This is a genomic window from Chitinispirillales bacterium ANBcel5, from assembly GCA_029688955.1.
Classification (GTDB): Bacteria; Fibrobacterota; Chitinivibrionia; order Chitinivibrionales; family Chitinispirillaceae; genus Cellulosispirillum; species Cellulosispirillum alkaliphilum.
The window spans coordinates 60,502-73,340 of the sequence record JARUKZ010000021.1 but is presented as its reverse complement, the minus strand read 5'-3'; the positions used below and the strand labels follow the sequence as shown (position 1 = coordinate 73,340).

Below are 12,839 nucleotides of genomic sequence, written 5' to 3'. Positions count from 1 at the left end.
AAAGACCGCCAGACGCAGAGACTGCGGGACGGCGAGAAAAGAATAGCTCTGAGCTTCAAGCAGGAGAATAAAAGAGAATCAAAAACCATCTCTAATTATAGTACCTCAGTCAGTAGTTCCACAATCTTCGCTTTCCCTTCAAGGGCCTTGGCGCTACCCATGGCCTCAACGTACCGCCTTCTGTCTCTGTAAAGGTCTCTTATGTTTTCGGTAAGAGTTGTAACGGTCATCTCTTCCTGAAGCAGTACGCGGCTAAAGCCCTGTTTTTCAAATGACTGAGCATTGAGAATCTGATCCCCCCGGCTTGCGCCGGTAGAAAGAGGTATCAACAGATTGGGCTTTTTAAGGGCCAGAAATTCAAAAAGTGATGTTGCGCCTGAGCGTGACACCACAATATCAGCAGCAGCCATCAGGTGCGCGAGTTCTTCATTAACATATTCAAACTGGCAGTACCCCGGCACATTCCTTTCTATAAGAGCACCTTTACCGCAGAGATGGCAGATGTTAAACTCTTCAAGCAGAGTATCAAGTGATTCGCGAATCGTTTCGTTTATCACCTTTGCCCCTAAACTCCCCCCCATGACAAGTATTACCGGCAATTCGTTGTCAAAGCTGCAGAGTTTTCTTCCCTGAGTAGCACTGCCCCTTAAAAGTGAATCCCTTACGGGCAAACCGGTGTATACACGCTTTTTTTCCTTAATATGAGCCTCGGTTTCGGGAAAACTGAAACAGATCTTTTGGGCAAAGGGGGCACAGAGTTTGTTTGCCAGGCCCGGGGTAATATCGGATTCGTGTATTATCACCGGTATACCAAAAAGCCTGGCCGCCCACACCACCGGACAGGATACAAATCCGCCCTTACTGAATACGACCCCCGGACGAAGCTTTACCATCAGTACCAAAGCCTGAAAAAACCCCAGAGCGATCTTAAACAGATCGGTAAAATTCTTAAAATCAAAGTAGCGCCTCAGCTTTCCGGCACTAACCGGATGATACGTGACTCCCTCTCTCGCGACCAGTTTGCGCTCTATTCCACTCTTTGTCCCTATGTAATGGATATCAAATGAGAGCTCTTTAAGCGCAGGCAGCAGGGCCAGATTTGGTGTTACATGCCCGGCAGTGCCTCCGCCGGTAAGAACTATCCGTTTCATAAGTTGATCCTTATCCCGTTCAATTAATTTTTTCTCAATTATAGCATACTACAGAAAGCTTTGCACAAAATCCGGTGATTGTGCCACCGCGTTAATTTCCCTAAACTCTTCATGGCTCCAGCCGCCCCGCACTATCTGCTCAAAGGGCAGATTTGCAATGAAAGCCTCAATGATTTCACCGATAAGCTTTTGTGGGCTGATTTCGGGATTTACTTCATTGATAGAGATGCTTTTTGCCTCCAGGGCCCGTTTTTGCACCCGTCTACTTTTATCATCGATTTGAAGATACTCCGGAAGTCTTCGGTAGGCACAGCTTAGCGGAATCGAGCCATGCTGCAACACTCCATCGATAGTACGTTTTTGGGCAGAGCCAACAAGCTTTCGCCCCCCCACCATCACTTCATCTCTGTTGGGGCTTAAAAAGCAGGGCAGTTTTATCTCCCGTTTAAGTTCCCTGAATTCATCGTAGGAGTCGTGAGTATCACAGGGGATGGAGCAGCGCTTAAGGCCATCAATTAAACAGCGGGTGATAATGGCATAGGTTTGTGCAATGGAGGTCCCCATCGAGGTCACCGCGTGGGGGAAGATACAGCTATAGGTGATATCATCATCATGAAGAACCGCTCTTCCGCCGGTGGGCCGCCTGATATAGTGCACCCCGTCCCGCTTTATTGCTTCCATATCGAGCACTTCCTGAGCGTTTTGCATATAACCCAGGGTAATGGAGGGGACGGTCCAACTGTAGATGCGCACGTTTACGCAGTCGCTTTTGCTGCAATTTTTTAAAAGGTAGTAATCTGCAGCCATATTAAAGCGCGGCTCGTGAGCACTATCGTCAATTATTCGTAATCTGGTGGTCATCAGTCAAAAATACACCCGTTTCAGGTGTTTGCACAAAAACTATTTTAACTCTTTAAAGTATCCCATTCTTAAAAACGGAGCGTGAAAATGGAAAAAGTCGCAATCGGTATCGATCTTGGAGGAACTAACCTTAAAGGTATAATCCTTACAGAAAAAGGTGAAAGCAAGCATGTTACACGAATCCCCACCGAGGCAGAGAAGGGCGGAGCGCGTGTGATGGAGAACATTCTTACTCTCATAGGCATGCTGGTCGAAAAAAATGGCGGCACCGATTCGATCCTTGGAGTGGGGATAGGGACCCCGGGCTTTATCGATCAGGATGGGCTGATGCTCGGGGGAGCGGAGAATCTTCCCGGGTGGAAGGGCACACAGGTTTTCGCGCCTATCATGGAAAAATACGGGCTTAAGGCCACGGGGGGAAATGATGTCACCGTTACTGCGCTTGCAGAGCTTAGGTTTGGGGCCGGAAAAGGCGTAAAAAATATGGTCTGTTTTGCGCTGGGCACAGGAATCGGGGGCGGTATAGCGCTTGGTGGCAAACTGTATAAGGGAAGTCACGGCATGGCTGGAGAGCTTGGTCATATTGTAGTGGAAACCAATGGCTTACAGTGTAACTGCGGTCAAAAGGGCTGTGTGGAGCGATACGCCTCGGCTACAGGGATCGTTAACCTGGCCAAAAGTTTGTGCACTGATCCGGGTGTTACGACCCCTTTTGCTGAAGAACTCAGAAAGGACCCTTCACAGGTTACTTCAAAAATGGTGTACGATTATGTGGCGAAAAACGACTATGCAGCTGTTTCTGTGCACAAAACAGCGACCGACATGCTTGCCCGCGCAGTGGGGATTACACTAAACTCTTTAGCACCCGACAGGGTAGTACTGGGCGGTGGAGTGATGATGGCCGGAGATGTTATTCTGGATGCGGTAAAAGAGAACACAAAGAAATACTGCTGGCCCGCGATTTATGAACGGTGTGATATGACGATTGCTCAGATGGGCGAAGATGCAGGGGTGATGGGTTCTGCAGCGATGGTCTTTGATGAGTTTGCCGGAAAATGAATGTGTAGAATAAACAGCAAAATATAGCAGTATTAACCTTTAGCAACAAAACAGGGTCATTTATGTCAGAACCCCGGCAGCGGATTGAAGAGCTCAGAAATCTAATTCATAGATATGATCAGGCCTATTATGGCAGAAACGAGTCACTCATATCAGACAGGGAGTATGATGCGCTTTATGAGGAGCTGGTAAAACTCGAAAAGCAGTATCCCCAATACGACTCCCCCGACTCTCCCACCCACAGAGTGGGAAGTGATCTCACAAAGGAGTTTCCCAAGGTAGAGCACACTATCCCCATGATGAGTATCGATAACACCTACTCAGAAGAGGAGCTTAAGGAATGGGTCACGCGCATGCAGAAGACGCTTCCGGGGGAGAAAATTACTTTTGTGAGCGAGCTTAAGATCGATGGAGTAGCGATTTCGCTTCACTACGAAAACGGCCATTTTGTACGTGCAATCACCCGGGGTAACGGTTTGGTGGGCGATGATGTTACCCCCAATGTTCGTACCATACGATCGGTTCCGCTGATGGTCGATTATAAAGAGCCCTTTGAGGTGCGGGGTGAAGTATATATGACGTTCAGTAATTTCACCGCTCTTAATGAGGCTATGGTCGAAAACGGTCAGAAGCCGATGCAAAATCCCAGAAACACCACCGCCGGCACTCTTAAGCTTCAGGACTCCCGTGAAGTATCATCACGTAATTTAAGTTTCATGGCTCACTTTCTGCTCTCGGACCTTCACTCCCAAAGCCATCACCAAAACCTTGAACACCTAAAGGGGCTGGGATTTCCTGTGGTGATTCACTCCCCTGTTCTTCACTCCCCCACAGAGGTAACCGGGTTTTGCAATGAATATGAACACAAACGCCATGACCTCCCCTTTCCTGTTGATGGAGTGGTGATAAAGGTGGATTCCTTTGCGTTTCAGCGCCGCCTGGGTTCGACTGCCAAAGCCCCCCGGTGGGTCATAGCCTATAAGTATCAACCGGAACAGGCAGTAACCATCGTGGAAAAGATTGAAGCCAATGTGGGTCGAACCGGTGTGGTCACCCCGATAGCACGGTTAAAGCCGGTATTTTTGGCCGGTACAACTATCAAAAACGCAACTCTTCACAACTATGATGAAATCGCCCGGCTGGATGTAAGGGTACATGATACAGTAGAGATAGAGAAGGGTGGGGAGATCATCCCCAAAGTGGTGAAAGTGCTTACAGAAAAGCGTGATGCTCACTCTACCCCCACACTCCCACCATCACAGTGTCCATCCTGCGGCTCAGCGTTGCAAAAGCTTGAAGGTGAGGTGGCGGTTCGCTGCTTTAACACCGCCTGCCCGGCACAGCTGCTTGCATCACTTGAGCACTTTGTCTCACGTACCGCCATGGATATAAGGGGACTGGGGCCATCACTGCTAAAGAAATTGGTAGAGGTCGGTCTGGTGCAAAATGTTGCTGATCTTTACGAGCTCTCTGTGGAAAAGCTGGTTGATCTGGAACGGATGGCAGAAAAATCGGCCACTAATATCGTTAAGGCAGTGGATAAATCGAAGCACAATCCGCTGGAGCGACTTATTCATGGCCTTGGAATCCGAATGATTGGTGCAAAAGCTGCCAAAGATCTCAGCAATCAAATAGAGGATATTCAGGAACTTTACTCTAAACCCCTTGAGCAGATAGAGGCGTTTGAAGGGTTTGGGCCCATAATGGCTCAGAGCGTAAGGATCTTTTTTGATCGCGAAGAGAACCGTCATACCATCGAGCGATTAAGGGCTCTGGGTGTAAACATGAGAGGTAACAGGGGCAAGGTTCAAACAGGTGGGGTTTTTTCGGGCAAAACGTTTGTTCTCACCGGGGCACTTTCCAAATATACCCGTGATCAGGCAAAAGAGAAAATCGAGGCTGACGGGGGGAAAGTTACTTCAAGTGTGAGTAAAAAAACCGATTATGTACTTGCAGGTGAGGACCCGGGTTCAAAGTACGCTAAGGCTCAGAAGCTTGGGGTATCCATAATTGGTGAAGAGGAGTTTGACCGGTTGCTCCAGAGCGGGGATGTTTAAAGGGTAATAGTAATCATCGCCGGTTTTAAATCATAAAAAGTTTTATCCCTCAAAGCAGCTTAAGTCTTGAAAGGACCAGACCGATAGGTGTTAGGGGGTAAAAGTATACGTAATGAAAAGAGTAGGTAATGAATAATCAAAGATCTGTCACGCCGGGAGGGATACTGTTTGATCTCGATGATACTATTGTAGCATTTGGATTGGTTAGCGGCCCGGTTTTGCAGGAGGTGTGCAGTGCTTACGCCGGGGAAACCGGAGTAGAGTGTCAGAAGCTTTTGGATTCCCTTATGGATGCTTCACGCTGGTACTGGGGTGACAAAGAGCGTCACCGGATAGGGCGCAATAATCAGAAGCAGGCCAGGCGAAAGATCGTTGAAGAGGCGTTTAAGTCGCTAAATATTACAGACAGTGAGCTTGGAGAGCGTTTGGCCGATGAGTATTCCGCAAAGCGGCTCAGTGCCATGTACCTGTTTCCCGGAGCGATCGACACACTGAAGCATTTTAAGTCAAAGGGTGTAAAAATGGCGCTTGTGACCAACGGTGAAGCTGGTCTTCAGCGGGATAAGATAAAGCGTTTTGGGCTTGAGTCCTATTTTGACACCATTTTGATAGAAGGGGAGCTTGGATTTGGAAAACCGCTGGAGGGTATCTACAATCTTGCCCTGGAGCGACTGGGAGAAGAGGCTTCAAACTGTTGGATGGTGGGCGATAATCTTGAGTGGGAGGTTGAGGTCCCATCGAGGCTGGGGTTTTACACCGTTTGGAATGATGTGCGGGGGAAGGGATTGCCCGCGGGCTCAACAATAGCTCCTCACAGAATAGTGCGCTCGATAGCGGAGCTTATGTAGGGGGGGGGGTGGGGGTTTCAGAAGTTCTGTGCTTACATACTGAGATCGGACAGTATAATCCACTCTTTTACTATATAACTGTCCTTAGACGCGTTTAAGGTCAATTGTTTCTTCATCTCTCAGCATTTCTAAATGTATGTTGTCCAAAACATCTATTAACTCTAATTTAGTTTACTTTTTAGTCACCCAGCCAGCAATCTCTTCGAATGATATTTTCAACAAAAATGATACAAATAGAAAACCTAAAATTAAAAATACCACCTGAATAAATGATTGATTGTTTACTGTAATATCACTGAGAAGCCATGTAGCTACTATCGCTAATGAGGTAATTGCTAAGGATATTATCTGCTGTGTTGTTGTAAAATTAATTCTACTTACCTTTCTTTCTAAGATCTGAATGAGTTTTTCAATTTCTTTAGTCTTTTTGTATTCGCCCTTAATAAATTCCGCAAACCGTTCATCCCTGAAATGGTAATAAGCCTTTTTGTTCCAGAAGATCTTGCTGTTTTTTTTGATAGAATATTCCCTCTCAATTATCTTGCTTAAATGATGGTTAACAACAATATAGAGGAGTGTCCATACCGGTATTGGGATGAAAAGTAATTGGTAAAGACCTGCCACAATCAAATGGTGCATACAAACGAATAAAGTCGCATGTAGAAGCAGATAGACATATTTCCAAACACCTAAATACTTCAAAAGTAACGTATTGTTCCCATAATCACTTAAAAACTTTTTTTGAACTTCATTCACCTTTCTCATAAAAATTGCTTCCTTCCTCAATCAAGCATGGAATGAATGTACAGAAGTTATTTATAAGCTCCGAAGGAAGAACAGCCGCTTCAGATATCATAATATACTTACAATAGGGATGGTTTTAAAGGTGAAGGGGGATGAGCGGTTAATTAGTAGGTCAGTGCAGACATTAGACCTCTGAGTTTTGTTTGTTCTCCTTTCCGTGCTTTCAGTGTGTTCAGTGGTTGTAATTCTTAGGATTTTAACCACGGAAGGCACGGAAGAGGAAGGGAGATGAGAGGCTAGTTTATGGCTCAGTGATGCTTCAGACCTCTGAGTTTTGTTTGTTCTCCTTTCCGTGCTTTCAGTGTGTTCAGTGGTTGATAGTCTTGGGATTTTTAACCACGGAAAGCACGGAACACACGGAAGAGGAAAGGAAAGGAGGGTCAGTTTATGGGTCTACTTTTGTCTTCTGACCTCTGTCCTCTCTCTTCTGGTACCCAGTTTATGGGTCTACTTCTACTTCTGTCTTCTGTCTTCTGGTACCCTCTTTTCATTATTTAAGAATAGAAAACTTAACCGGAATGCTTCTGACAGTTCCATCTCTTACTACGTTGAAAAATGCAAGATAAGTTCCTGCAGCAACATTTCTGCCTTTGCGATTGCTGAGCGGATGCCTCCATTTATAGGTTAGATATGATCTGGACTGCTCCTGTTCCATGTTAGTATTAAGAACTATATTGCCCATATTATCGTAAACGGTAACCATTGCGTCCAGGTTAAGGCCCTCTGAAACTCTCGCCCTTACATCCAGACGAAACAGCAGTCCATTAAATTCACCAAGACCATCCTGGAGTGTAACTTCCTGCCCCCAGCGATAAGGACTTGGACCAACGGAAGCCGTTATCTGTATTGGGATCTCTCCTATTTCAAGAGGCACTCTTTTATTTTGGGGATTATCCTGAACATTGCCCATTAAATCAACAACTTTTGCGACATGGTTTATATATATAGAATCTCCTGCAGCCGGAAAGAAGTCTTCGGGAACTGTATCTCCAAGAATAAATACATGTTCAAGTAATCGTTCCCGGTAGTGTATCAGGTCCAAAGAATAGTGACGAATTTCGCCATTGTGCTCAGCAATCAGGCTGAAGGGTTTTCCATAATGAGGAATTTCAATATGCTCACTGAAAGTTACAATAAGTGTATCACGTGCAATTTCCCCATCACTAAGAATGGCTCCCGGCCGATACATTGCTTTTGTGATCACTGGCGCGGCTCTGTCTTCTACAAGCGAACTCACCTCTTCACCAAAATCTTCGAAACCAATAGTGGCAGACATTGTACCATGAGTTATGTCTGCAACATTTTGATTGAATGCATTCAGAACATTGACTGTGATGCTGGAGCTATCTGAAGCAAAAGCAAACGAGCTTGCATTCAATAAGCCGGTTTCGTTTCCACCAAACCATGTTAAATTCAGGTTCATATCCTCAATGTGCACAGATTTGTTAAAATGCAGCACGACCTGATCTACAACCCCATCTGCGTTTGTGTCATAATAAAAAGCAGAATCCACACCCGGAGGTACGGCTTTAAGTCCAAGCACAATAGGGGTATTATTTTCATGAGCATGAATCTGAGCCCGGAGATCTCTGACTTCGGTTGTGAAGCTAAGCAAGTCACCCTTCATGGGAGCATCACTACCGGCATCTTCAACAATTACTTTAAAGGCATCCATAAACGGAACGACCTTTTTGACAGTCAGTACAACCTGCCGGTTATCTTCTTTTTTAGTAAGTAAGAGAGTTTCTCCTAACAATGTGCCTTCTGCAAGTCTTTCAGAGAATGTCAGGATCAGTGTATCTACTCCCGGGCTGAGCCTTTCGTGAACAATGCCACTAGTGATCATAGGCCCGACACTGTCTTTTACCCTGAAGGTGTTTACCTGAACAAGTGGTGGCCTAATAAGCGGGTCTTTGGTAGTGTAGAAATGGGTTCCAAGGATATCATCCCCTGAATAAGTGGTTATTGCAGCAGGAAACGGATCCCGAAAAATAGCTGTGACATGTTTGGGGTTATCCGGATTGATAAGAATTTGGTCTGAACCAACAGCAACCCTTCTGTGACCATCAACCTTTCTGGGCCAGAAAAGTTTAATTGAATCGGGGGCCTCTTCAAGATCGTTTTGATAATAAACTTCCATTCTATTTACACGTCCGTCACCGGAATCAGCATACACCACTCCATAATCGACAAGAAGTGGTTTCTGAGAAAAATAGATCTCACTTCTTGTACCAGGCAGTATAGTTCTATCATTTACAGGATATACAGTAATCTCACCATTATGCAGTACATTTGTGCCTGTAACCCAAATCCTGAGTTCACCATTTATAAGATTAAATGAAGATTGTTGTGTTGAAGCATCTACAGACTCAAAAACTGCAATTGAGCCACTTGTCTCTATTTCAACTTCAGTATCCCTGTAAGACAGCACTGTAGCACGGTCTTCTCCTCCCAAGGCCCGTATTACTACCGGCAATCTCTGCCCGACATACCCCTGCAATTGAGCACCAATGTCGTATTCAAGAGTATCGCCGTAGAAAATCCGAAAGTAATCACTTGCCGGACCCACTCTTAGCCGGGCTTCATCAGTGGCTCCATTTACATCCAATGTAGCTCTCAATGTAAATAGATCCCCCTCGCCGCCCTGTGTTACCATTGTGGTAAAGGAAACATTACCAGAGTTATCTGAATTATGTTCCACAGGTATCTCTACATTTCCAATCCGAGGATGTAAACTTTCCAACCTGACCAGTGCGGGGATATCGGTAGCATTGCCGAAATGATCAAAAACCCGAAGTTCAGTACTAAAGGGCTGACCAGGATAGATAGTGCGAAGAGTATCGGTAACACTTATTGATGGTGGATTAATGAATCTAACCTCAGCGGGATCGCCTGGCAAAACAACAACTGAGGATGAGCCATAAAAACCAAGTGTAACACCATGCTGCCCGGGATTAGTCCATAGCCCTGTCGCTTCTACCATCTCTGAGCCACCGCGAGGCACCGCGGTAAACATCACATTCGATACACTTTCTATTGTAAGTCCAGGCAACCTCAGTTCTTCGACTGGATCTAATCCTGCTTCCGGATACCTGTAAAGAAGATTGCCGGAACTAAGTCTTACCTGAACCGTATCCAGAGGTTGTGTAAATCGCTCTCCATTTCTTTGCATTGAACGAAGCCTTACTCTGACATTTTCTCCAACTCTCACTGTATCCAAAACATTACCATCAAGATCCAAAACATCCACATCGATTAAATAATTCAGCTCTCTATAGGGAAGAAACCCAACATCACTTACAACAGTTCTTCCTTCGTTATCAGTTCCTTCAATGACCAATTCAATAAAAGCATAGTCTCCGGGTTCAGGAGTATTTGGCACATCAATTCTTGTAGGAGCATTAATTTTAACCTGGGCACCAGACACATCCAGCGACACAATATTAGATTCGGTCAATGCTCTCCTTTCGGGAAAGGGCAAATTTCTCACATATCTGATATATTTAACTCTTGGATTTTCAAATACCCCACCATACGTTGACAGTGTAAACTCAAGAGTAGCTGTACCATTACCGTCTATCATCACTGGTTTATTCGGTTCTATACGTGCAAGCACAGTCTGCTTTGAATTATACTGAACAGCACCAATGTCTGCGATTGTTCCATCACCCTTAACAATCCCGGCTTCCGGCCACCCGCCTCCCTTTATGTATTGAGCGACAAAGGGATTATCCCAGTCTGGTTCAAGAAAATGATCGTTTGCAGGATCGAGTGATTTAAAATGATTCTGAATTTCAAACCAGCGAACCTGGGCAGATGAGGGAAAGGCTGCATCTTCCTGCTGTGACGCAATCAAAGCACCCTCCGCCATAATCTGGTCTGAAAACACACTAACGTTTGATCCATTTGGACACTCGACATCAACATAGGCCCCAGACTGTGGCTGCAGATTGTTCATCACATTAACCTGTGTTGCACCCCTGATATGAGTACCTCCGGTATGACAGGTTGTATTTACATGTATGTCAGTACGAAACGTTGGTTCACGATACTGCACAGAATAGATACAATGTTTCATTCTATTTACAAATTCGGGATCCAGAGCCAGGTTTTGTGAGCCACTATACTCTCCACCGGGCTGATATCCCTGACTCCATAAAAACTTAGGGCGGCTGTAGATGTTATTGAATACCAAATGATGTGCTCCACTTTTCCACAGACCTCCGTAGGTTAAAAAATTGTTGTGAAAAGTGTTGTTATAAATTGCCAAAGGGGTTAGCATGTGATCCTTCGAAAGCAAAGCCCCACCTGGTTGTTCTTGTCCCCCTGATAAGCCATCCACTGTAGCGAGTATTTGAGGTGTCTGATGATAATTATCGAATATCTTATTAAATCTGATTGTAGAACCCAAATCCCACATCGACTCCATAAAAATCCCCCAGGAGTTACCATGTATGCGATTGTATTCGATCAGATGGTTACCAGCCATTCTAAACCCTGACATGGGAATGACCCTTTCAGGATGGATATCAGATGGGTTATCATTTCCAAATATCCCCCCCTCGTTTCTGTCTTTAATCGCTATGCCGAAATAAGCATTTCTCAGTTCAGAATTTCTTACAATTACATTATAGCTGTTCCAGAGACATAATGCTGTATTTCCATGGAAAAGCGGATGTCCTCCGGGATTCCATATATTATCATAGCCGAAAGGTTCTGCCCCACCGCCATCCACAATTATTCCATCGATTGTAATATTACTTGCGTTAAGGATGCGCAGTGCTCCATTTTTATCGAAAGTTATTAATGAATCAATTTGTGCCTCCTGTGCATTTCTTGGCCCTACATTAGTCACATCGGTGTACTTAATTACCGGTTTACTCCGTTGATTCCTTGATCTGAGCGTAAGTCCGCTGTGTTCTCTGCCTATGGTTACCTGCTCTTCATACACTGCGTCATCACGAATTTCTATGATAAAATCTCTCCCTGCATCGTGCAGAGCAGCACTGACAGAGGTGTACATTTCGCTTCCATCTTTAGCTACGGTTAGAACCGTTTGGGATACAGCTGTCTGGAAAAGCGCAAGTAGAACTACTATGACTGTTTTTTTTGATATAAACATAGATTCTCCACTCCTTTTTAGAGGGAAAGATGTTTTAACATCCGGGTTTAATCGGATAGATTCTTATATTATCCTGTTTAAACAAAATTAGCACGAGTGCACTGGTAAATCTATCTACTTTAAGTATAAATTCATTTCGCTGCAAAAGAGACCAGTTTTACAATTCTGTCCTCAAAAGTGTACTCACGAATACAACAGCTGGGGTCTTTTTTTGATGATTCTTTTATACTTCAATCTATGACTGATAGGAGTTTTGATATTTTATACAACTGACAGGTAATTATATAAGCAAAATCATACTTCCAAGAGTTATTTGGGAGCAAGCAATTTGGGTGGGTTGTTATATGTCCTGTAGCTAACAATTTGCCTTATACACGGCGAAAGGCTCTCTTTCCACATGGCCTTTTATCGAAATTTGGCAATAATGGAGGTATGGGTTATGTAAGCCGCAGGTGAAGAGGCAGGAATCACAAGCAGTTTTGATCGAAACCTGCACTGAGCTTAGTCGTATGTGAAACTGTTATCCAGAGATGGTCCTTCGGCAACCGTCACCCGGAGCGGTAGCACCTGGGTTGGGTGAATGAATAATGTGCCCCGGGCGTGATTTAATGTTATTATCCTCTACGCCGGAATTTTCGGCGACCACTTCAATGCGGCCGTTCCCATCTATCAGAGTAACTCCGATAAAAGCCAAATACTGTGTTCACAAATGATGCACGGGTAAAGCGCGCCAGGGGGGACGGCCTGCCCTACGCCCGCCCCACATAGCTGTGCGGAGGGCTACGGAGGCCAGGGAAGGTGGCACTTTCTTGCCAGTGCCCTCAAAAAGCGGAGGCACGGAACACACGGAAGGGGAAGGGGATAGGTGGTTAATTAATAGGTCAGTGCAGACATCAGACATCTGATTTTCGTTTTTTTCTCTTTTCCGTGCTTTCCG

Annotated in this window: 7 protein-coding genes; 3 read left to right on the top strand and 4 right to left on the bottom strand. The window is 45.1% G+C overall.

Going from position 1 to position 12,839, the window contains the following annotated elements; all coding sequences use genetic code 11:
• Positions 1–95: 95 nt before the first annotated feature.
• Together QA601_12140 and QA601_12135 are read right to left on the bottom strand one after the other, a co-directional pair.
• On the bottom strand, positions 96–1,151 hold the full coding sequence (locus tag QA601_12140) for an undecaprenyldiphospho-muramoylpentapeptide beta-N-acetylglucosaminyltransferase (protein MDG5815832.1): 1,056 nt from the start codon (positions 1,149–1,151) through the stop codon (positions 96–98).
• A gap of 48 nt (positions 1,152–1,199) precedes the next feature.
• Positions 1,200–2,012 carry a lipoate--protein ligase family protein gene (locus tag QA601_12135; GenBank protein MDG5815831.1) on the bottom strand — a complete coding sequence of 271 codons (813 nt, stop codon included), beginning with the start codon at positions 2,010–2,012 and terminating at the stop codon, positions 1,200–1,202.
• Between the two features lie 87 nt (positions 2,013–2,099).
• On the opposite strand from QA601_12135, the gene QA601_12130 reads away from it, so the two are divergent.
• The 3 genes from QA601_12130 (at position 2,100) to QA601_12120 (ending at position 5,976) form a co-directional block, all read left to right on the top strand.
• A complete protein-coding gene (locus QA601_12130) occupies positions 2,100–3,071 on the top strand; it encodes an ROK family protein (protein MDG5815830.1) in 972 nt (323 codons plus the stop codon).
• A gap of 62 nt (positions 3,072–3,133) precedes the next feature.
• Positions 3,134–5,128 (top strand): NAD-dependent DNA ligase LigA, encoded by a 1,995-nt coding sequence (gene ligA / locus QA601_12125; protein MDG5815829.1) that lies wholly within the window; start codon positions 3,134–3,136, stop codon positions 5,126–5,128.
• Positions 5,129–5,256: 128 nt separating this feature from the next.
• Positions 5,257–5,976 carry an HAD family hydrolase gene (locus tag QA601_12120; GenBank protein MDG5815828.1) on the top strand — a complete coding sequence of 240 codons (720 nt, stop codon included), beginning with the start codon at positions 5,257–5,259 and terminating at the stop codon, positions 5,974–5,976.
• Between the two features lie 171 nt (positions 5,977–6,147).
• Here the strand turns inward: QA601_12120 and QA601_12115 are convergent, their stop codons facing one another.
• On the bottom strand, positions 6,148–6,741 hold the full coding sequence (locus tag QA601_12115) for a hypothetical protein (GenBank protein MDG5815827.1): 594 nt from the start codon (positions 6,739–6,741) through the stop codon (positions 6,148–6,150).
• Between the two features lie 529 nt (positions 6,742–7,270).
• Complete coding sequence (locus tag QA601_12110) at positions 7,271–11,902, bottom strand: hypothetical protein (GenBank protein MDG5815826.1); 4,632 nt, start codon at positions 11,900–11,902, stop codon at positions 7,271–7,273.
• Positions 11,903–12,839: the final 937 nt, after the last annotated feature.